This window comes from Streptomyces sp. NPDC102406 (genome assembly GCF_044765725.1).
In the GTDB taxonomy this organism is placed as follows: Bacteria; Actinomycetota; Actinomycetes; order Streptomycetales; family Streptomycetaceae; genus Streptomyces.
Genome location: NZ_JBIWKP010000017.1, coordinates 32,332 through 52,131, shown reverse-complemented (window position 1 = coordinate 52,131; position 19,800 = coordinate 32,332). Strand labels below are relative to the sequence as shown.

18 protein-coding genes and 5 pseudogenes are annotated in these 19,800 nt (G+C 67.3%); 14 read left to right on the top strand and 9 right to left on the bottom strand.

Features of this window, described 5'->3' with window-relative positions:
- Nucleotides 1-96 precede the first annotated feature (96 nt).
- The 5 genes from ACIRF8_RS35740 (at nt 97) to ACIRF8_RS35720 (ending at nt 5,090) form a co-directional block, all read left to right on the top strand.
- Nucleotides 97-726 (top strand): tryptophan 2,3-dioxygenase family protein, encoded by a 630-nt coding sequence (locus ACIRF8_RS35740; RefSeq protein ID WP_404222078.1) that lies wholly within the window; start codon nt 97-99, stop codon nt 724-726.
- A gap of 1,123 nt (nt 727-1,849) precedes the next feature.
- Nucleotides 1,850-2,236: a DUF6531 domain-containing protein gene (locus tag ACIRF8_RS35735; protein ID WP_404222076.1), complete on the top strand. Its 387-nt coding sequence runs from the start codon at nt 1,850-1,852 to the stop codon at nt 2,234-2,236.
- A 51-nt stretch (nt 2,237-2,287) separates the two neighbouring features.
- A complete protein-coding gene (locus ACIRF8_RS35730; protein ID WP_404222074.1) occupies nt 2,288-3,985 on the top strand; it encodes a hypothetical protein in 1,698 nt (565 codons plus the stop codon).
- Nucleotides 3,982-4,161 (top strand): hypothetical protein, encoded by a 180-nt coding sequence (locus ACIRF8_RS35725; RefSeq protein WP_404222071.1) that lies wholly within the window; start codon nt 3,982-3,984, stop codon nt 4,159-4,161. Before ACIRF8_RS35730 ends, ACIRF8_RS35725 begins: the two co-directional genes overlap by 4 nt.
- 299 nt (nt 4,162-4,460) lie before the next feature.
- Nucleotides 4,461-5,090, top strand: a complete 630-nt coding sequence (locus tag ACIRF8_RS35720) for an RHS repeat-associated core domain-containing protein (protein ID WP_404222069.1) — start codon at nt 4,461-4,463, stop codon at nt 5,088-5,090.
- Here ACIRF8_RS35720 and ACIRF8_RS35715 read toward each other — a convergent pair.
- Both ACIRF8_RS35715 and ACIRF8_RS35710 read right to left on the bottom strand, forming a co-directional pair.
- A pseudogene (locus ACIRF8_RS35715) lies at nt 5,041-5,238 on the bottom strand (hypothetical protein); the annotation flags it as partial. The gene ACIRF8_RS35720 and the pseudogene ACIRF8_RS35715 overlap by 50 nt on opposite strands.
- Nucleotides 5,239-5,304: 66 nt before the next feature.
- Entirely contained in the window at nt 5,305-5,439 is a 135-nt protein-coding gene (locus tag ACIRF8_RS35710) for a hypothetical protein (protein ID WP_404222066.1), read from the bottom strand.
- Between the two features lie 135 nt (nt 5,440-5,574).
- Between ACIRF8_RS35710 and ACIRF8_RS35705 the strand changes: the two genes are divergently transcribed.
- Both ACIRF8_RS35705 and ACIRF8_RS35700 read left to right on the top strand, forming a co-directional pair.
- On the top strand, nt 5,575-6,600 hold the full coding sequence (locus ACIRF8_RS35705; RefSeq protein WP_404222064.1) for a hypothetical protein: 1,026 nt from the start codon (nt 5,575-5,577) through the stop codon (nt 6,598-6,600).
- Between the two features lie 341 nt (nt 6,601-6,941).
- Nucleotides 6,942-7,358 carry a hypothetical protein gene (locus ACIRF8_RS35700; RefSeq protein ID WP_404222062.1) on the top strand — a complete coding sequence of 139 codons (417 nt, stop codon included), beginning with the start codon at nt 6,942-6,944 and terminating at the stop codon, nt 7,356-7,358.
- 418 nt (nt 7,359-7,776) lie between these two features.
- Here ACIRF8_RS35700 and ACIRF8_RS35695 read toward each other — a convergent pair whose 3' ends face one another.
- On the bottom strand, nt 7,777-8,313 hold the full coding sequence (locus ACIRF8_RS35695; RefSeq protein WP_404222060.1) for a hypothetical protein: 537 nt from the start codon (nt 8,311-8,313) through the stop codon (nt 7,777-7,779).
- Between the two features lie 905 nt (nt 8,314-9,218).
- Here ACIRF8_RS35695 and ACIRF8_RS35690 point away from each other — a divergent pair.
- The 3 genes and pseudogenes from ACIRF8_RS35690 to ACIRF8_RS35680 form a co-directional block, all read left to right on the top strand.
- Nucleotides 9,219-10,016: pseudogene (locus ACIRF8_RS35690) on the top strand (ISKra4 family transposase); the annotation flags it as partial.
- A gap of 90 nt (nt 10,017-10,106) precedes the next feature.
- Nucleotides 10,107-10,397, top strand: coding sequence for a hypothetical protein (locus ACIRF8_RS35685; protein WP_404222128.1), 291 nt, complete (start codon nt 10,107-10,109; stop codon nt 10,395-10,397).
- Nucleotides 10,398-10,767: 370 nt separating this feature from the next.
- Nucleotides 10,768-11,219 (top strand): annotated as a pseudogene (locus tag ACIRF8_RS35680) (ATP-binding protein); the annotation flags it as partial.
- 163 nt (nt 11,220-11,382) lie between these two features.
- Here ACIRF8_RS35680 and ACIRF8_RS35675 read toward each other — a convergent pair.
- Entirely contained in the window at nt 11,383-11,892 is a 510-nt protein-coding gene (locus tag ACIRF8_RS35675; RefSeq protein ID WP_404222057.1) for a hypothetical protein, read from the bottom strand.
- Nucleotides 11,893-12,287: 395 nt separating this feature from the next.
- On the opposite strand from ACIRF8_RS35675, the gene ACIRF8_RS35670 reads away from it, so the two are divergent.
- From ACIRF8_RS35670 to ACIRF8_RS35660, 3 genes are all read left to right on the top strand, one after another.
- Nucleotides 12,288-12,626: a hypothetical protein gene (locus ACIRF8_RS35670; protein ID WP_404222054.1), complete on the top strand. Its 339-nt coding sequence runs from the start codon at nt 12,288-12,290 to the stop codon at nt 12,624-12,626.
- A gap of 38 nt (nt 12,627-12,664) precedes the next feature.
- The gene (locus ACIRF8_RS35665) at nt 12,665-13,891 is read left to right on the top strand and encodes an IS701 family transposase (protein ID WP_404222052.1); all 1,227 of its coding nucleotides are present in this window, start codon (nt 12,665-12,667) and stop codon (nt 13,889-13,891) included.
- Between the two features lie 277 nt (nt 13,892-14,168).
- On the top strand, nt 14,169-14,570 hold the full coding sequence (locus ACIRF8_RS35660; RefSeq protein ID WP_404222125.1) for a GNAT family N-acetyltransferase: 402 nt from the start codon (nt 14,169-14,171) through the stop codon (nt 14,568-14,570).
- A gap of 3 nt (nt 14,571-14,573) precedes the next feature.
- Here ACIRF8_RS35660 and ACIRF8_RS35655 read toward each other — a convergent pair.
- Both ACIRF8_RS35655 and ACIRF8_RS35650 read right to left on the bottom strand, forming a co-directional pair.
- A pseudogene (locus ACIRF8_RS35655) lies at nt 14,574-14,786 on the bottom strand (IS630 family transposase); the annotation flags it as partial.
- Nucleotides 14,787-15,276: 490 nt separating this feature from the next.
- Entirely contained in the window at nt 15,277-15,663 is a 387-nt protein-coding gene (locus tag ACIRF8_RS35650) for a transposase family protein (RefSeq protein ID WP_404222050.1), read from the bottom strand.
- Between the two features lie 184 nt (nt 15,664-15,847).
- On the opposite strand from ACIRF8_RS35650, the gene ACIRF8_RS35645 reads away from it, so the two are divergent.
- Nucleotides 15,848-16,471 carry an SMI1/KNR4 family protein gene (locus tag ACIRF8_RS35645; RefSeq protein WP_404222048.1) on the top strand — a complete coding sequence of 208 codons (624 nt, stop codon included), beginning with the start codon at nt 15,848-15,850 and terminating at the stop codon, nt 16,469-16,471.
- Nucleotides 16,472-16,652: 181 nt separating this feature from the next.
- Here ACIRF8_RS35645 and ACIRF8_RS35640 read toward each other — a convergent pair whose 3' ends face one another.
- The 3 genes and pseudogenes from ACIRF8_RS35640 to ACIRF8_RS35630 form a co-directional block, all read right to left on the bottom strand.
- On the bottom strand, nt 16,653-17,006 hold the full coding sequence (locus ACIRF8_RS35640) for a hypothetical protein (protein ID WP_404222046.1): 354 nt from the start codon (nt 17,004-17,006) through the stop codon (nt 16,653-16,655).
- A 722-nt stretch (nt 17,007-17,728) separates the two neighbouring features.
- Nucleotides 17,729-18,244, bottom strand: coding sequence for an SMI1/KNR4 family protein (locus tag ACIRF8_RS35635; protein ID WP_404222044.1), 516 nt, complete (start codon nt 18,242-18,244; stop codon nt 17,729-17,731).
- A gap of 638 nt (nt 18,245-18,882) precedes the next feature.
- A pseudogene (locus tag ACIRF8_RS35630) lies at nt 18,883-19,745 on the bottom strand (IS5 family transposase).
- Nucleotides 19,746-19,800: the final 55 nt, after the last annotated feature.

Genomic DNA, 19,800 nt, shown 5'->3' with positions numbered 1-19,800 from the left:
CCCTTGTAGACGGGCAAGAGAGCTGATCAGGTGATACCGGCATCCACTGGGGCGGAAGCGTGCAGACGATCACTCGCGGCGGTCATCATCAGCACCATGGAGACGCCCTACGCCTGCTACCTGCGACTTCCCGATCTCCTGAAGCTGCAGCACCCCCGCACCCCGCCCGGCGAGGCCGGGCAGTGGGCGGACGAGCGCTTCTTCATCACCGTGCACCAGTCCGCCGAAGTGCTCGCCGGCCAGGCACTGGCGGACCTGGCCAGGGCATCGCAGCAGGAAAGCTGCCACCAACATGCCACCGCGGCCACCGCCCTGCGCCGGGTCACGGCCGTCATGGACATCCTCGAGGCGCACCTTGCCCTGCTGGAACACCTCAGACCGGAGAGCTTCGCCGCGTTCCGCCCGCTGCTGGACAACGCCAGCGGAGCCCAGTCGAGCCAGTTCCGCGAACTGTTCGAGCAGATCGCCGCCGCCGCCGACTGGCTGCCGGAGCCACCACAGGACGCAGACGGCACTGCCCGAAGTGAAGCAGCACACCGATACGCGAAGCCACAGGATCCATGGGAACGGTCGCAGGAACTGCAGGCTCTGCGGGCTGCGGTGACCCGCTGGCGGACACGGCACCTGCTGCTCGTCGAGCGGATGATCGGCGACCAGGGAGGAACGGGCGGCAGTTCGGGGCTGGCCTACCTGCGCTCGCGAATCGATCTGCCGCCCCGCGCTTAGCAGCGCGCGTACTGGCAATGGCCGGGAATGAGCCGTGCAGGTGTGGGTGGCGCGCAAGAACCGGGCCGCGGTGCGGTAGGTCAGGCGGACGTGCGCGGGCGGGTGTTGTCACCGGTGGGTGCAGGGCAGCTGTGTAGGAAACCTGGGGTTGGTTCAGTGCTGACGACCGGGAGAGGCCGCCGAGCGCGTCCCGTCCCCCAGGGGGCGCGTCTTCGAAACGACGTACCCGACACAGATCGGGCTGTCCAGCGACAGCCGTATTCGGCAACAGAGTTGGGCCGTCCCCCGAAAGCGCGGTGGTCTCGAGGGGTGGGTGAGCTGTGGGCCCAGGTTGTCGCCCTCGAACAGCATCCCGGGGTGGATGGTCTGCAGGATGCCGTCGGCGTCGGCCCAGGTCCGCGAGGACGTGGTGGTGCCGTTGTCGGCCCGGCGGCCATGGGCAGTTCCAGTCCGGGGCGATCGCGGTCAGCTGCTTCGCCCGCTTCACCGCCCGCTCGGCGTCCTTCCCCAGCCGCCCTTCCGGCGCAGGTTCGCCAGATGCTGGCTGATGGGCACCGCCACCTTGCCCTCGCTCATACCGCGTTTGGCGGGGTGCAAGGTGGTGGCCGGTGGCGTGCGGGTAGGACCGGAGAGCGGCGAGCTTGTTCTCCCGCGCTTCCTCGCCAGGCTCCCAGACCATCCCGGCCTCGGGTGCGTCCAGTTCACAGCCGTAGGTTTTCCGTCGTCCTTCCGTCGCCCTTGTGCGTGCGGCGAACAGTGTTCGAACGAGACGCGCCCGCGTACGTGCCATTTGCACTGTTATGGGCACCAGTAGGGGAGGGGCTTGTTCCAGGCCGCATGAAGAAGTATTTCGGGGGCAGCGCGCGCCGTTCTGTGGGGTTCTCGTGTGAACGTGTGTGCCCTTCGTGGCCGCTGGGGACACGAAGTCTTCCTGTGGGGGGAAGTCTTGATGTAACGCACCATAGGTGCGCGGTTCTCGCGTGCCCGCAACAGATCCCGGACGGCCGCGCTGGCGATGTTCGCGTCCGGCGCGCTGACCGTGGCGCTGCTGCCCGCGGCCACCGGCGCTACCGCCGCGGATGACCCATCCTCGGCGTGAAGCAAGGACGCCCCGTCGTTCTCCATGCCGAAGGCGCAGGTCGGCCCGAACAAAACGATCCCATCCGAGGCGGAGCGCGCCCCGTCCCACGAGGTTGCGGCCTGGCGCGCGGCGCAGAGGCAGCGGGTGGACGGTGATGATTCGGCGGCGGCCCGTACCGCCGCACCGTCGCTGCTGACGTATGTGCCCGAGGGGCAGGGCGCGGTGCCCTGGCACCGGATCAGCGACTTCGCGATCACAGACGCGCTGACCGCCCGGATCGACTTTTCGACCGGCAACCTCATGCTCGCGGCCACCGACTTCTCCATCGCCGGCGTCGGCCAGGAGCTGACCCTGGCGCGTACCTACAACAGTCTCGGCGCGCCCTGGGACAGGGTGTCTCAGCGGTGGTGGCAGCAGTACGAGCGCTAACTGCAGTTCTTCGACAGCGAGGTCGTCCTGTACGACGCCTCCGGCGACAGCGTGCGGTTCACCAAGAACAGCGACGGCACGTTCACCACGCCCAAGGGCTACTCCAAGGACCTGAAGAAGAACGCGGACGGCACCTACACCCTCACCAACTGGAAGACGGGCGCGAAGGACACCTATGACGCGGGCGGCAGCCTGACCAAGGTCACCGACCGCAACAAGGGCACGATCACCGTCACCTCGCACGGCAAGGGCGGCGACAGGGGTTTCAAGCTGACCGAGACCCGCTCGGGCCGCTGGATCGACCTGCTCGAGACAGACGCCTCGCAGTGGCAGGCCAAGGACGACTCCGGCCGCACCGCCGTCTTCGACCTCGATACGGACGGCGACCTGGCCCACACCACCGACGCCGAGGGCAAGACCACCACCTTCGGCCACGACTCCTCCGGCCGCATCACCAAAATCACCACCGCGGAGGGCCGCGTCACCGTCTTCACCTACGACGACGCCAACCGCGTCACCTCCATGCTCCGCGCCACCGACTTCAACGGCTCCGGCCACACCGGCCCCACCTGGACCTACAGTTACACCGCATCCACAGCGACCGCGGCCGGAAGCACGAAGGCCACTGACCCCGAGCAACACGCGACGTCGTACAAGCACGACGGGGACGGCCAGGTCAGCGACGTCACCGACGCACTCGGCCGCAAGCGGTCGACCAAGTACGACGCGAACCACAATCTTGAGACCGCCACCGATGCCATGGGCACCGGCTCCGACGGCAGCGGCGGCAACAACACGGCGCACCACTTCAACACCCGCAACAACCTCGAGACGATCACCACGCCGACCAAGGGCAAGACCCAGAACGCCTGGCAGACCATCGCGGGCGGTGACGTGCCGAAGGACTCGACCAACGCCGACGGCGAGAAGACGCAGTTCACCTATGACACGGCGGGCAACACCAAGTCGGTCGCGCAGACCGGTACCGGCGGCGGCAACGTCTCCTACACCTACAACCCCGCCACTCTCACCTGCGGCGGCTTCGAGGGCCAGCGCTGCGCGCAGGAGACGAAGATGACGTCGTCGAAGACGGTGAAGACGTCCTTCGCCTACGACGACCAGGGCAACCTCACCAAGGCGACGCCGCCGTCCCCGCTCGGGGCCACGACGTACACCTACGACAGCCTGGGCCGCACCGAGACGCTCACCGACGGCCGCGGCATCAAGAAGGTGTTCGTCTACGACAACCTCGACCGCATCAAGACCGTCTCCACCACCCACGACATGGTCCGTTACTGGTACGACGGCAACCTGCGCCAGCGCGACGACTCCACCAGCACCGTCAAGTACGCCTTCGACCCGCTGCAGCGCGAGACGGTCCGCACCCTGCAGGACGGCTCCCAGACCCTGCTCGCTTACACGCCGGCGGGCAACGTGGACTTCTACCAGGACCCGGCGGGGAAGACCGACTACACCTGGAACGAGGTCAACACCCTCTCCTCCCTCAAGGACTCCCAGGGCCGGGTGACGACGTTCGAGTACAACCGCAATGACAAGCGGACGGTGACCAAGTATCCGGGCGGCACCACGCAGACGTTCACCCTGGACAACTCGATGCGCCCCAAGGCGATCAAGACCGCCAGCTCCAGGGCACCCTGGTCGACCTCACCTACACCTACGGCTACGGCACCACCGCCGCCACCGACGGCAACAAGATCCGCACCACGACGGACGACGCCGCGGGTATGAAGACGACCTACACCTACCACGGGGCAGGCCGCTTCGCCTTCGCCGAGGAGAAGAAGGGCTCGGCGGTCAACTCGTCCTGGCTGTACTGCTACGACCTCGCCGGCAACCTCACCAGCCAGGGCATCGCCAACGGGTGCCCAGGCGGCTCCACCTACACCATCAACGACGCCCAGTAGATCACTGCCAAGAACGGCTCGTCGACGAACTGGTCCTACGACAAGGCGGGCAACGAGACCGCCGGCGCCTCCACCCCGGAGGGCACCCGCACGGCGGAGACCTGGACGGACCAGAGCCAGCTCACCTCCCTCACGGTCGGCGGCAAGGCCTACCCCGGCCAGTACGCCTCCACCGACCAGCGCGAACGCATCCGCCTGGGCGACACCTACTTCCACAATGGCCCCAGCGGTCTCGCCGGAGCCTCAACCGCGGGCGTCGACACGGGATTTGTCCGAGAGCCCGGGGCACATTGAACTCCATGACCCGCAGCGGCAAGGCGTACTACTACCTCACCGACGCCATCGGCTCAGTCATCGGCGTGGCCGACGACGCCGGCGCAAAGGTCAACACGTACGCCTACAGCCCCCGCGGCGTCACCCGCGCCACCACCAGCGAAAAAGTCGCCCAGCCCTATCAATTCGCCGGCGGCTACCACGACGCCACTGGCCTCTACCACTACGCGGCCCGCTACTACGACACCAACATCGGCCGCTTCACCCAGCCCGACCCTAGCGGTCAGGAACAAAACCCGTACCTCTACGCCGCAGGCGACCCGGTCAACAAGATCGACCCCACAGGACTTTCGTTCCTCTCAGGACTGTCCGACATCATGGACAAGGCCGAAAGCGTCGTCGGGGTTGTACAGGGATGCATCGCCGTGGTGGGCGCCGCCACTGAGACCGGGGTAATTATCTACGCCAGCGTGGTCGCTGAACTCGCCGGCACGGAATTGTCTCCCTTGCCCGCATCGGCGCCCAGCGCCGGTCCGCCGGCGCGAGCAGGTCGCGGCCGAGCGCGAGTCACTGAGGGGTGCGATTCTTTCGACCAAGCGTGCGGCGTCACCAGCGCATGCCGAGTCGGTCGAGTGCTGCACGGCGCTCCGCGCTAAATTTGTTGGCGCGGCGGCGTACATTCGCCGCCCACATCCCCAGGTCGACGAGGACGGTGTCCTCGACCGTGATTTCGCGTCCGGTCGCAGCCGGTCCGGCACGGTCGACGGGCAGGGCCTCGACGTGCTTGCGGGGGACGTTGAGGTGGCCTTCGCGCGCGTGGAACTGGCGGGCGACGGCGAGGTTGAGGGCCCACTTGTGGTCCTGGGTCCGCTACACCGGCCGCTCCTCCTCCGCGGCCGGCTCGATGCCAAGGACGCCCAGGAGGAACTGCTGCGCGGGGCGCAACTGGTCGAATTCGTAGCGCTGCGCGGTGACCCACCGTCCGAGGTTCTCGCCCTGGACCACGACTTCCCCCGCCTTCGTGGGCAGGATCCCACCGGCGGTTAGAGCCTGTCTCTTGGAAGTGCCGTGCGCGGGATGTTGCATCTCGTGGGGCGGCCACGAGGGCCGTTGTCAGTAGCGATTGGCAAGATTGCGGCCATGAATGTCACTCCGGTCACTCCGCCACGGCCGATCGACGTTGCCGCGGTCTTTCCCCAACTGGCCCCGTTGGCCCGCACGGCGACCCGCCTGCACCCCCGCCCTGGGGCGCCGACATGGCACGGCAGCTCGATCGGCGGGCCGCTGCTGTGGCCCGCTGAGGAGCCGTGGCCGCACTGCGAGGAACCGCATGTGGTGGACGGCATCAACCAAGCCCAGTCCCCGGCGGATCTGCGGCTGGAACGACGGATCTTCGCCGCCTCGCACGGCCGGGACCTGACTCCGGAGGAACGGGAGACTCTCGAGCGGATCCGGCCCCCTCGGACGTATCCGGTGAGGCTGGCGGTCCAGGCGTACGACGGCCCCATAGCGATGCTGCCCGTCGCGCAGCTGTACGTACGGGATGTGCCCGATCTGAGCCCGCCGGAGGGCAAGGACCTGCTGCAGGTTCTGTGGTGCCCCTTCGATCATCCGATCATGCCCAGGACCCTGCTCTTCTGGCGCTCCGCAGCCTCCGTCACCGACATCCTCGACACGCCCCCTGAACCGCCTGTGGTGCAGTTCGACGGCTATCTGCCGGACCCGTGCGTGCTCGAACCGGAGCAGATCACCGAGTACCCCGACCATCTGGAGCTGAGCGAAGAACTGCGGGAGCAGCTCAAGCAGTGGAGTGTGCCGCAGGCAGCAGAGGAAGACATGGACCCGGACACGTACTACGACTGCGTGCTGTCCAACGCACCCGGCTGGAAGGTCGGCGGCTGGCCCGCTTGGGACTCCACCGACCCAAGCCCGCAGCGCTGCTCCGAGTGCGGGACCCGCATGGAGGTTCTGATGACCGTCGCCACGTTCGAGGAAGGGGACGACGCCGGGGACAGCTGGTCTCCGCACCCCCACCCCGGTGCTGGACCGTACCCCGGCCACCGCGGCTACAACGCGACCGGCGTCCAGATAGGTAGCGGCTACCGGCAGCACCTGTTCGTCTGCCCGGCGGAGCCCGAGCATCCGCACATCGAGTTGATGACGTAGCCCGTCCGCAGTGTGCAGCCGGGGCATCACGGTGCGGGCATGCCGTGACGCCGGGTGGCCGCGAGGCTCAGGGTCCCAGACAACCGACGGATTTCGTTGACCTGAAGGAACGCGACCTCCAACGCGTGAAGTCCCCGCGCAGGTGGGCCAGCATTCCCTTCCACGAGGGTCGGTAGGGCACGAACGTAGGCACATCCTGACGGTGCCCGACCAGCCCCTGCCTGCGTTTCGTCACTTGGTGAGGCCCATTTCGTCGGTACCTCACTGATCCGCAGGTCTTGACAATTACTCCGGTCTCTCTTCGCGGGTATGGCAGTGAGTTTTACATCCGCACTGTGCGGATGTGTGCCCGTACCGAGCGGCGTCCGAAGATTTTGGCCTACGTCGGGGACGCGGACGCGAGTGGCGAAGACGTGATGCGGGACTGGATCGAACGTACGGGATGCTGGGACCGCACCTGGCACCTGGCGCTCACCGTCGATCAGGCCCGCGCCGCCGACTTGCCCGCGGCCGTGGGCAAGTCGGCGGATCCGCGGTGGCAGGCCTTCGCCCGCCGGCATGGCCTTGAACCGGCCGACCGGGTGCAGTGGGAGGTAGAGGCCCTGGATCCCGGCCTCCTGCGCCGCCTGATCCTTGAGGTCGTCGACCAGTACACCGACCGCGACGCTCTGGCGGCCGTCCTTGACCGGGAGCGTCGCCAGCGCCGCGAGCTGGAGGCCGTCCTGGCCGACTGGCGGGCCAGGCACCGCAGAAGGTAGGCCGCGCACTGTGACCCCTTGCGGGGCGCCGCTCATACCGTTTCGAGCGCCCCGACCGGCGCCCCACGGGCCCTGAGGCTGGCCTCAGCGCCCACGTCGACCGGGGCTCAGCGAGCCTACTAAAACCGTCGCCCCCCCCCAAATAGCCAACCCTTCACCGTAGTTGACACGCTATGAGGCATCCATCATGGTCTGTGACCATGCCCCCGGACCGCCGGGAGTGACAGAGGAGACCTGCGATGTGGACACCCCAGGACGTGGCGCGCGACATGATCGGACGCAAAGCGGAAGGACTCACCCTCACCCAGGTGCGGCAGACGGTCGAGCGTGAGCTGGCGTTCGCTGCCGGGGCAACCGGCCCGCTGACCGAGGCCAGATTCTCAGCTTGCACCGCACCGCAGAATGGGCAGAGTGCCGCTCACAGATCCAAGCCGCCGAGGTCGGTTCTGCCCTGCTGATGGAGGTTCGGCTCGGTTGAGGGCTCCTGAACATGCGGCGAGGTGCCTAGCCCGCCTACGCGCAAATCCTCCTCGTCCGGGAGTTCGTCCAGTTCAGGTTTCTTGAACTGTCTTTCAGCGACCCTGCGGAAACGTCGCCCGGGGCGGGGTTGTGCCTGCGAAGCGACGGTCGGCCCCTGCGGGAGCGGGCGCGGCTCCTCGATAACCAGCGGCTCGGTTCCTTCGTCTGGACCGTTGAGTTGATGCTTCAGTGCGCCGAGGTCGACACCGGTGATTTCGCGGGCGGCGACGGAGAGGGTGTCGCGCAGACCCGAGCGCTCGTTGTCAGGGAGCGGGGCCATCATCTTCACGCTCTCCTGGATGACGGTGATGTCTGGCGCGAGGGCCTTGCGTACGGTGCTCATGGTTGCGGTGAACCGGGTATCGGGGGCCGCGGCTCGTCCCACGCCATGCAGCATCGCCGCGATACCACCCAGCACATTGAGCCCCGTGAACACCTGTACCGCGCCACTTGCGATGGTCAGCAGTCCGTCGAGAGCGGAAGGCTCGGTCGAGCCCTTCGACGGTGAGAGGCGCCGGGGGCGTCTCCTTCACGGCAGAGTCCGGTGCGACGGTGGGACTCGGCGCGGTCAGCGTGGCAAGCAAACTCAGCTGCCCCAAGCAGTGGCGACGCTCGGGGTCTGTCAGAGGAATCCGCGGCTTCCGTCGCCCCGCGCCCAGATTGAGCGCGGCCCCGGCTCCTGCCTGCTCGTGGGTCTCCTCCTGGGTCTCTTCAGTTTTCGCTTCCTCGGTAATCTCACGTCTCACAGCGGCTGACCACTCGGCCAGCAGTTCCTGTTGACCTGCCAGTTCTTCCAGGACCAGCAGGATGGCCAGCTCTCGAGAAGCACTCACGCGTGCCCCCTCCCCCTCCGGAGGCCGGGCGGCCCGGCGCTCCGTACAACAAGTGTGAGACAGACAACGCATCGTTCGCCAGAGCGCGACCTACCGGACACCGCGGCGAGGCTCCTTCAGCCATTTGCCGAGCGGGGCATGACTTCCGGGAAGCCTCGACCGGCGGGTGCACAGCTTGCCCAGGACTGCCAGGCACCACTGCTGATGTCTACCGCCACGACGCCAGGGCGCGGACAAGTACACCCTCCCTCTCCTTCCACCCCCCGCCGCCGTTCCCGCCGGCAACCGCCGTGTGAAGAACCCGCCGCTGCTCACGCATTGCTGACGAGCTCGGGAAGCCTGAGCACTCTGCCTGCCGAAAGTGGCAAAGACCAGTCCCGTGGGAACGCAAGCTCCCCTGGCCCGGAGAGGTCGCGTGTGGCGTGGGGCAGGACCAAACGCGGCACATTGTCATCCTCCTGCTCCTGGGCGTCGGCTGCAGGACGGGCGGATGGGCGGTTGAAGACGTAGACGTGGCTCGGATCGTCGTGCCAGTAAAGGTCGATGCCGGGCGCTCGCACGACCAAGTCAGTCAGATCAGTCGTCGCTACTTGCGGTCGCTTCACCCGCGTCAGCGCCTGTTCGGCCTCTGCCCCAACCTCATTCCGGGACGAAGACCTGCTGGTGCGACTACGCAGGTCGCGGACGCGTTCGCGCAGGCCGAGGCCCGCGACCCCGGCCACCACCGCAGTTGGGTCGTCCTGGTCGACGGCGCACGCCACCAACTCGACCTGATCCAGCGCGAAGCCGACCGTCGCGGCTGCACAATCAACGTGCTTCTCGACTTCGTGCACGTCACCGAATACGTCTGGACGGCGGCCCACGCCTTCCATAAACCCGGCACCGCCGAGGCCGACGCCTGCGTCGCCAGCCCTCTCACTACGATCCTCGCAGGACAAGCCGACCGCGCCGCCCACGAGATGACCACCCAAGCCGACCAGGCCGGCCTCCGCGTCGGCCGGCGAGAGGCCGTTGAGGTGGCCGCTACCTGACCGGCCACCTCAACCAGCTCCGCTACGACATCGCTCTCGCCGCGGGCCAGCCGATCGCCACCGGCGCGATCGAGGGCGCATGCCGACACTTGATCGGCGATCGTCTGGACATCACCGGAGCCCGCTGGGGCCTCGCCGGCGCCGAAGCCGTCCTCAGGCTTCGCACGTTGATCGACAACGGCGACTTCGACTCCTACTGGCGTCACCACACCACGCGCGAGCACCAGCGCGTCTATCCGGCGCCCGACCAGCACCGATACCAACTCAGCGCCTGAGCCGCGATCAGAAGTCGGCCATCGCGTCACGTCCGGTAGCCATCCGCCACCGCTGTCAGTGTGTCGCGCTAGCCTCGCGGTGTGGCTGATATGGGTGAGCTTTGGCGTCTCTACAAGGGCGATGTCCTGCTAGGCGAGATCACTATTTACGATATGGACTGGCCTTGGCTGCACGGCCGCTTCATCAGCACCGACGCGTTCACCGCCGTGAAGCCGTGGTTCGACGAGACGCTTCGTCTGCTGGAGGCGGAGGAGTTTGGGGAGGCTTTCGACGCGGCATACGCCCCGATCGAGGAGCAACTCACGTTGGAGTCACCGACAGGGTCGGTAGATCAGTTTCTCCTGCACGTTCAAGGCGATCGAGCCTGGTTTCGCAGCTAGGGACCATCAGCGCCATACGATGCGCGCTGGTCCGGGTGCTCGCATTCCAACAGCCCCTTGAATAAGCGGTCCCCGTGCCCAGCCTTCCCTTCAGAGGAACTGCACCCACCTTCGACAGACTGCAGCTCTTGGGATCGGTCCGGAACCTGCCGGCGAAGCTGGCCGCAGATCCGGCGGTGGCAGCCTGGCTGGCCGCAAAGCCCGAGGAGTGAAGGGCGCTCCCGTTCGCGCAAGCCCGGCAAGCGGTAGCAGGGCGGAGCACCACATGCTGGAGTTCACCAGCGCATGCCGAGTTGATCGAGGGCGGTGCGTCGTTGGTCGGTGCGGCGGCGGGTGTTGGCGATCCACATGCCGAGGTCGACGAGGACGGCTGATCGGCGACTCAGAAACCGGCAAGTCGCACCTGCTATCGCGCTGGGCACCGAAGCCGCGATGGCCGGGTTCCGGGTCAAGTACGTGCTGGCGACCAAGCTGGTCAACGAACTCGTGGAGGCCGCCGACGAGAAGGTACTGACCAAGACCATCGCCCGCTACGGACGGGTCGATCTTCTCTGTACCGACGAGCTGGGCTATATGGAGCTGGACCGGCGCGGCGCCGAACTGCTGTTCCAGGTTCTGACCGAGCGCGAGGAAAGGAACAGCATGGCGATCGCCTCCAACGAGTCGTTCTCCTCGTGGACCAAGACCTTCACCGACCCCCGGCTCTGCGCAGCCATCGTCGACCGCCTCACCTTCGGCGGCAACATCATCGAGACCGGCAGCGACTCCTACCGGCTCGCCCACACCCGCGCCAGCGCTGAACAGCAGCGGACCGCGAGTTGACCACCACGCGCTGGGCCTCCGTGAACAGCCTCAGCGCTCTCGGATTCTTGACCACCCCTTCGCGCGGCGGCGCAGCCAGAGCCCCGAGCGATCCGGAAACCGGACCGAGCCGCCAGCGGGCGCCGGTGGTGCCTTTCGGCGCCCATGCTGGATCCTCTGCTATTCACTCCCCACCGGGTCCGTCGCCTCGGGCATAGAAGGATTCGACCCCGTGCCACGGGGACGGGCCGCCCAGTGTCCGGGCAAGGTGTTCCTGCGACGTATCGAGCGAGCGGCGAGCCGCGTTGACGAACTTCAAGTGCGCCTCGTGCAAACCGCTGTGGATCGGCCGGAGCTCTTCGATGTCTGTCGGCTGACGGCCATGGAAGAGGATGGTGAACTCCTCGATGATGTCGCAGAGTTGCTCGGCTGCCGTGGCGGCTTCCCGGCTTGCCACCAGGCACATCGATTGCAGCGCGGCGTTGAACGGTTCCCAGACGACGGCAGGCCGGCGCTTTTCGAGGAACGCATGGCGGAGCTCCATCTCCACGGTGCCGAATGCCCGCAGGAACTTTTCGTAGGCGGCCGTCCTCGACTCCTGAAGCCACTGCCGGTTCTGGCTGCGGCGCCCGACGATGCCGCCTGCGATGACACCCACGATGGTGGCGGCAACGCCACCTGCGGTGGATATCAAGAGCCCCCATGGGACAGCCACGTCACGTCTCCCTCACGGCTGTGTGACACCTTCGCCAGCGGTCCTGGACTGGACGTACTGGGCTAAGGCGATCGTCTGCTCCACGCTTCCTGAGCGTGGCTGATCACGAGAATCCCATCAGACCGGTCCAGCTCACACTCCGTCAACGGCCCACAGGGCCGACGGAGGTTCAGCGCCGGTCTTCGCCCTGGCTCGCAGGCCAACCCTGCAACACCAGGCATCTGCCTAACTGATACCGCGGCCAGAAAGAGGGCCGCGCACGGCTCTCACGGATCAGGTGAAGCCAATCGACTCGTTCACACCAGGCCCCGAAGATCGCTAACCGGGGCCAGAAGACTCGTTCCTCTGGGGCCAGAAGACTCGTTCCAAGCCACATGATCGGACGCAAGGCGGAAGGACTCACCCTCACCCAGGTGCGGGAGACGGTCGAGCGTGAGCTGGCGTTCGCTGCCGGGGCAACCGGCCCGCTGTCCGAGGACGCCCGAGCCGCTCGCCGGGCCCGCGCTGAGGAGTGGGACCGGATCATCGGTCTGATGAGCGGGCGGGGCCTGGACGTCTACCGGGCCCGCGACGACCCGGACGCGGTGGCGTGGGCCGCCGACCGCGCCGCCCGCAAGAGCGCCCGCACCACGCGGTATGAGCAGTGCCAACAGGACCGCTGGGACGAGACGCACGGGCTCCGCCTGGACCTGCACCTAGTAATGCTTCGTTAGGTCTTTCCGATGGGTCTGATCAGTAGCATGTTGGTTGGGTGGACGCTTATGAAGTGGGCCGTCTGCGGGCGGCGTTGGACATGTTCGTGGCCGATGTGTTCGCCTCGGTGCCGCGTAAGGATCAGCGGGCCAAGGGTGAGTGTTATCTGCGGGGGCTGATGCTGGAGGGCCGGCGCAAGTCGATCCAGCCGATGGCTGCCCGGCTGCCGGACGGTGACATGCAGGCACTGCAGCAGTTCGTCAGCCAGTCCCCGTGGGACTGGGCGCCGGTGCGCCGGCGGATTGCCGAGCGGTTGTGCGAGGTGGTCCGCCCTGAGGTGTGGGTGATCGACGACGTGTCGTTTCCCAAGTGCGGGCGCCAGTCGGTCGGGGTGGCCCGGCAGTACTGCGGCGCGTTGGGTAAACGGGCCAACTGCCAGGTGGCGGTCAGTGTGCACGCGGCCACCGACCGCGCCTCCTGCCCGCTTCAGTGGGACCTGTTCCTGCCCCAGGAGTGGGCGGAGGATCCCGAGCGGCGTCGTCGGGCCGGGGTCCCTGATGATGTCGGGTATGCGCCGAAAACCCGGCTGGCTCTGGGCCTGCTGGACCAGCTGGCCGGGCAGGGCCTGCACGTGCCGGTGCTGGTGGCCGACGCCGGCTATGGCCGCAGTGTCGGCTTCCGGCTCGCGCTGCAAGAACGCGGCTGGCCCTACGTCATGGCCGTCGACGCCAAGGAGATCGCCCGGCCGCCCGCCGCCGAGCCCCGGCAGCCCGACTACGGCGGTCTGGGACCGCCCGCCCTGCCCCGCTATCGCGATCGGCCCCACCCGCTGCCTGGTCTCGTCCAGACTGCCTGCTTTGCGGAGGTCACCTGGCGTCAGGGCAGCAAAGGCGCGATGACCTCGCGTTTCGCCGTGCTGCAGGTGCGACCCTCGGGCAAGGCGGCCCGTCGCCGGGCGCAGGAGCAGGCCCAAGGACGCAATCGGTGGGACGGCGTCCTGCCACTGGAAACACTGCTGGTCGAGCAGCCGGACCCGGACGCGGAGCCGACCGGCTACTGGATGAGCAGCCTGCCCGCCACCACCCCGGTCGCCGACCTGGTGCGCTGGGCGAAACTGCGCTGGCGCATCGAGCACGACTACCGCGAACTCAAACACGGCCTGGGCCTGGACCACTTCGAGGGCCGCACCTGGCGCGGATGGCACCACCACGTCACCCTCGTCACCGCCGCCCAGGCCTTCCTCACCCTGCGGCGCTACAACCCAAAAGCCCTCAGCACAGCCTGACCCTCTACCAGGTCCTCGACACCCTCCAGGACCATCTGCGCTGCTGGACCGGCACCTGCACCACCTGCGGCCGACCCCTCACCCGAGCCAGAACCTAACGAAGCACTACTAGTTGTTCTGACCGCGTAGGTTCACCGGGTTCCGTTCGGGGCGGGCGACGCGAGAAGTCGGATGCGGCCATGTTGTCTGTCTGCGAGCATGCGGCGCTGTGGAGATCAATAACTTTGCCGTGCGGCGCGCGGTCGGCTCCGACGCCGCGGCGGTGACCGAGGTGTGACTGCGTTCCTTCACTGCGGCGCTTCCGAATGTCCGTCGGGCTCATACGGACGACGAGGTCCGGTCCTGGTTTCGGGAGGTGGTCCTGCCCGGCCTGGAGACGTGGGTGGCCACGGTCGACGGGTCGGTGGTCGGGACGATGGTGCTGGACGGCGAAGACCTGGACCAGCTCTATCTCGATCCGCCCTGGCAGGGCCAGGGCATCGGCGGCGGCCTCGTGCATCTGGCGAAGCAGCGTCGTCCGGCGGGGCTCGCGCTGTGGACGTTCCAGGTCAACGAGCCGGCACGTCGCTTCTATGAGCGGCACGGGTTTGTCGCCGCCGAGTGCACCGACGGTCACCGCAACGAGGAACGGGAGCCAGACATTCGATACCGGTGGCGGCCTGAAAGGTCGGAGTCCTGAAGCTCAGGCCGCCTGGGTGAGTGGTCGTCCGTGCCAGCGGATGCCCCTCTCGCTGCGGACGCGGGCGCGCTCGCGTTGCTGGGCCGCCAGGACGTCGGGGTGGCGGGCGTTCTGGTTGCCCCAGCGCAGGTAGCGGTGCAATTCCTGGGTCCGGACGGTGTGGTTGAGGTGGTGGGAGTTGGCAAGGGTGAACTGCCGCAGCGGTCCGCAGTGCGCGGGCGCTTCGTCACCTTGCCGTAGTGCGGAGAAGGTCATCTCCCGCTCGACGGCCGTCTGCTCGCGTGCGTCGCTCGCATCCGCGCGCCGCAGGGCCGCCTCACTGCGCTGCAGTCGCTGCTGGCTGGCGACGAGGAGTTGATGGGAGGGCTGCAGCGTCTCATACGCCTGCTGCCGCAGGCCGGGGACTGCCATCCCCGCCGCACGGGCCTGCTCCTGCACCCGCACCTCCCGTGCCACAAGCCGCACCTCCCGCTCGTCTGCGGCGTCCTCCCACTTGTCTGCGGTGCGTTCGCGGTCGTCTGCGGTCATATCCCGCCGGTCAGCGGCAGCGGCAAGCTCCTGCAGCCGACGACGCGTACCAAAGCGAGGGTCCTCGGCTACATCGCGCTCATCCAACGGGCGATCGAATCCCATGCTCCAGTATGACCAGCCATGCACCCGCTTGTAACCCACCAAGGACGCCTCAGCCACTCGTGCAAAACATGCGCTACGGCAGTTGCCTCCTCCGGGCAAGCGGCAGCACGGCGCTCGGTACAGGGAAGATGACGGGGTGATGTGTGCGAGGCCTCCCCAGGCCAGGGTTCCGCGGGCAAAGGGGCGAGGCTTCGGTTGCCCCGCCTAGTCCTGCGTGGCACTGCCCGCCCGGCAGGGCAGCCTGGGTGTTGGGCTGGTTGCCGGGTCGACGGATCTCGCCGATCACCCGCCCGATGGTGGAAGAGCCCACCTCGTAGATCACACCGAGCGCCTCATGAATCAGCCCAATCCGCAGGTGAACAAGCATCACCAGGACCCGGTCGGTGAAGACCAGCCCGTACTTCGGCCCGGCGCCGACCTTCCGCCCCCGGGCCGCCGCTGCTGCCGTCCTGACTCGCACCGTGCGTACCAGCGCGGCGCGAGCTCAGCGATCAACTCACCGAGATGCTGGGCCGAAAGCCCGCAGAACGCACGGTGGGACATGACGGCACGAGCCTTCTGAATCTGCATACCCCAAGAACCCACACGGGCGTCGTCATGTCACGGCAGAGTCCAGTGCAGCGCTCCTGTCTACCCTCACCCGTATGACGATCGACTGGATAGCGGAAGCCCAACGCCTGGCCCATGGACGACGATTTGACGAGCTCAGATGTCCGTCCTCGGGACAGGACTCCTCCCCGGCGCCGCTGTCCGAAGCACAGGTCTGCGAGGCGGAAGCGGAACTGGGCATCACCTTTCCCGTCGAGTACCGGGAGTACTTGCTCCGACAGGGCGCTGGCGGCGCGATGAACCGCCTACGTCGGACCGCGGCCGGCTGGGGCTGGCAGGGAGACTCAAGTACCAACTACGACCTGCTCACTATTGCCTTCCCGCATCCTGACTCCTACTGCGCTTACGAAGACGAGCTTGACGGACGCGAGCCGCTGGAAGAGAACTTCCCGGACCACGACGCCTACCAGCAGGCATGGAAGCAGTGGGACGCGGAGTACGAGGTGTTCCAGGAGCGCAAGACGTCCGGCGCCGTGTTCATCCAGGAAAACGGCTGTGGCTTCTCGACCCTGCTCGTCGTCACTGGTCCGCACCGAGGCACGATGTGGTTCGACGCCCGCGCGACCTGTGACCAGATCCTTCCGCTCAACCTGGACGGTCGGCCCGTGTCGTTCACGGACTGGCTCGGTCGGAGTTCCATGGCTCTGCTCGACTGGTGAACGCGCCGAGCCCACACCCGGCCAGGTCAGAAGCGGTCAGATCAATCGCGGGTCAGGCTGTTACCGCTGCCGGGCCCCGTTGCCCGGCCGTGCATCCCTCAGAACACCGCTGATCGCAGGGCTGGTACATGCGGGGCGGCCGATACCAGGCCGAGCCCGTGGTTCTGGACCTGGCGTCCGGTTACGCCTCTCGTGGGGTGGCAGCGGGCGCGGTGGGCCAGGCGTCCGGTGCGGGGATGGGGATGAGTGCGCGGATGCGGTCGGCGCTGCGGCTGAAGCGGACGACCTGTTCGCCGGGCGGGAAGTCGGTGATGGCGTGGTAGCACAGGACGAGCAGTACCTGGTGGAGGCGGTGCAGCAGGGCGGCGGGCAGAGGCAGGGCGGGGCGGCCGCGGTAGTCGAGGAGGTTCTGCTCCAGGATGAGGAGCAGGGACTGGGCGTCGGCGCAGTCCTTGGCACATCCGTACTCGAGGAGCTGGCACACCTCGGAGATCAGCAGGGGCGGGACGGGGATGAGGTCAGCATCGCTGGTCATGACCTACCGCTAACCCGGCGCACCCGATCTCCGCAACCGGACGTTCGGCGGGTGCTTGCGAGCGAAGGGCGAGGCGTGCTGTGCAGCCGGGATGGACGGTGCAGCGGACCGGGGTGGCCTGGCGGGGCAGGGGAGGGCGAGATACTGAGCGGGGTCTTGGCCCGGCGTCTCTTCCGCGCCACCGAGTGCGGGCGAAGCGGCAGATGCAACCGGCACAGTTGTCTGTCCGTGCGATGTTGCGCGGCTCTTTGTGCCGTTCGTGCGGGAGTTGCGGGCAGGGCCCACGGACGCGAAAGCGCAGCGTTTTACGGCTTGCGTAAGTGCCTGCGTCCCCCGGGGTGCGTGCATATAGTTCTGTCGCTGCCAAGTGACCGCGTTGCCGTTGAGTTGTGACCGCACCCTGCGACTCGAAGGAGTGGTGTCGCTGAGTTTTGGCACTATCCAGGGCCTTGCGGTGGGAGGTATCGGGGTGCTCTTGCGCACGAGGGGGCGCCGATGCCGCCGCAGGCCAAGGTCGAGCTGTACGCGGCCATCCGGCGGGATTCTCGCGCCGGTATGTCCGGCAGGGCCCTTGAGCATAAGTACGGGGTAGGGCGCCGTACGGTACAGAAGGCGCTGGCCTCGGCATGGCCGGAGCCGACTCTTATCGCTTCGCCTCGCCTCGCCTCGCCTCGCCTCGCTCAGACCAAGGCAAGGGCCGAACACGCCGTCAGCCGGCTCCCTCAAACCGGCTGAACACCCTTATCAAACCCTTCAGTTGCGGTGAGCCCCTCGATGAAGGACGGGAAGTCTGCAGCAAGGGCGAGTTCCGACTTCTCATCGGTGTCGAACCACGTGACCGACGGTTCGCCCTGCGGCCCGCAGGCCCGGTAGTCGAGTGCGGTCCAGTAATGTCCGTCGCCAGAGAGTAGGACGACCGGGGTGGGCAGACCCCACTCCTCAACCAAGTACGGCGAATCCAGGATCGATGTCATCCGCTCGCGCCGGCCGATGCCCATCAGGTCACCGAACGGCACATGGTCCTGACTCCACGACGTAGGCGCGAGGGTGGGAAACGCCCTCCAGCGGGCCGCCACTCCACCGCCGTTCTGCACGCACAAGACCGACAGCAGTGAAGGGGGAAGCAAGACGCCGAGCAGGCGTTGAGCCTCCTGAACCAGCTCCTCGGTCAGTTGAGGTTGGACGCCATAGTCGCCTTGATCCCAGAACGATGCCTTGACCTCATCGAAGCGCGTCATGATCCGCATGGTATGGCTCCGGGACCTCACTTCGCCGTCTACCAGCCATCAACTGGTGCCCAGACCCACCGATATTTGGTACTACCTCTCACCGGCACAGCCATGCATAGGACGTGGGTGGCCGTGCCTCGCTGTGAGGCGAGTGGTCGTTGCAAAGGACTCCGTGGCTGAGCCCAGTGGCAGTGCCGGGGCCAAGCGCCTGAGCGTCACCACGTCTACCGCAGGGCCGGTGAGCGGGGAGGCTAGTTGCGGCTGGCCGGGGGCGGCGCCAACGTGGAGCGTGTGTTGTAGATGGTCGGTGTCGACAGCATCATCGAGTTCTGCCCGAGCGTGTCTGCGGCCCTGGCCCAAAGTCTGTCGGCCAGATGCTGCCTGCGGGACGGCCGCCACGGTGAGCAGGTGAACGGGAGCGTGCCCCCCCAGAGGATGGCAGCTGGCGGACTGGCGCCATCGGCCGCCGCGCGCGGATGTCGGCGTGGTCCCCTCGCGCCGAGGCAGGGAATGCTGATGGAGGCAGGCCACGAGCCGGTCAAGGTCGGTCGTGGACAGAGTCAGATGGTTGATCACGTAGAGTTCGGGCAAGGTGGGCCGACTGTAGTGCAGCCGCTGGGGACACCTGGGTCGCGGTTGAGATGTGGTCACAGCGCCTGACGTATCAAGGTGAGTTGGACCGTGGCTTCGTAGCGGACGGCAAGTTTCTCGTAGCGTGTCGCGACTCCTCGTGCCTGCTTGAGGAGGCCGATCCGGCACTCGACTTTGTGTCTGGCTTTGTGTTTCTCACGGTCGAAGCCGGGTGGGCGGCCGCCGGCCGAACCTCGGCGTCGGCGGTGGCCGGTCTGATCGCGCTTCTCCGGAATGGTGTGAGGAATCTGCCGGCGGCGCAGGTACTCGCGGATCTTCCGTGAGGGGTAGGCGCGGTCGGCCAGGACGTGAGCGGGTCGAGTGTGCGGATGTCCGCCGCCGATCCGCGGAACGTGGATGCGGGCCATGATCTCTGTGAACACTGGGGCGTCAGCCCGCTGTCCAGCGGTGACCACGGTAGCCAGGACGTGGGAGGAGGCGTCGGCGGCCAGGTGAATCTTGGTGGTCAGCCCACCTCTCAAGCGACCGAGCGCGTGATCGTCCGGCTCGGCCGCCAACCCGTCCGGACTCGTCCGGTCTGGATCGGCGGCCCCCTTTTACGAGCCCCGGCGGCGTGCTGGTGGGCTCGGCTGATCGTGGAATCGACCGACATCCACTCGATGTGTCCGGCAGCATCGGCTCTGACCTGCAACTTCCTTGGCCCAGGTGCCGTCGATCTGCCAGCGACGAAAGAGCGTGTAGGCGGTCTCCCACGGGCCGTACCGCTCAGGTATGTCCCGCCAGGGCGAGCCGGTGCGAGCGCGCCACCAGATCCCGTCGAAGACCTGCCGTCGGTCCCGTGGCGGCCGTCCATCTTCGGACGCGGCAACAGTCGTTCCAGCCGCACCCACTGTTCGTCCGTAAGGTCGCCACGAGCCATCCGTGGTGCCCATGAGATCTCCTCGCGTAACCGTCGGGGACCCTTGCACTGGCCA

What these genes read in the sequence shown, in the direction of transcription:
- ACIRF8_RS35740 (WP_404222078.1), top strand. Translation starts at nt 97, where the DNA reads ATGGAGACGCCCTACGCCTGCTACCTGCGACTTCCCGATCTCCTGAAG.
- ACIRF8_RS35720 (WP_404222069.1), top strand. Translation starts at nt 4,461, where the DNA reads ATGACCCGCAGCGGCAAGGCGTACTACTACCTCACCGACGCCATCGGC.
- ACIRF8_RS35670 (WP_404222054.1), top strand. Translation starts at nt 12,288, where the DNA reads ATGATCGGACGCAAGGCGGAAGGACTCACCCTCACCCAGGTGCGGGAG.
- ACIRF8_RS35725 (WP_404222071.1), top strand. Translation starts at nt 3,982, where the DNA reads ATGAAGACGACCTACACCTACCACGGGGCAGGCCGCTTCGCCTTCGCC.
- ACIRF8_RS35705 (WP_404222064.1), top strand. Translation starts at nt 5,575, where the DNA reads ATGAATGTCACTCCGGTCACTCCGCCACGGCCGATCGACGTTGCCGCG.
- ACIRF8_RS35685 (WP_404222128.1), top strand. Translation starts at nt 10,107, where the DNA reads ATGGGTGAGCTTTGGCGTCTCTACAAGGGCGATGTCCTGCTAGGCGAG.
- ACIRF8_RS35635 (WP_404222044.1), bottom strand. Translation starts at nt 18,244, where the DNA reads ATGACGCGCTTCGATGAGGTCAAGGCATCGTTCTGGGATCAAGGCGAC.
- ACIRF8_RS35645 (WP_404222048.1), top strand. Translation starts at nt 15,848, where the DNA reads ATGACGATCGACTGGATAGCGGAAGCCCAACGCCTGGCCCATGGACGA.
- ACIRF8_RS35735 (WP_404222076.1), top strand. Translation starts at nt 1,850, where the DNA reads ATGCCGAAGGCGCAGGTCGGCCCGAACAAAACGATCCCATCCGAGGCG.
- ACIRF8_RS35640 (WP_404222046.1), bottom strand. Translation starts at nt 17,006, where the DNA reads ATGACCAGCGATGCTGACCTCATCCCCGTCCCGCCCCTGCTGATCTCC.
- ACIRF8_RS35700 (WP_404222062.1), top strand. Translation starts at nt 6,942, where the DNA reads ATGTGTGCCCGTACCGAGCGGCGTCCGAAGATTTTGGCCTACGTCGGG.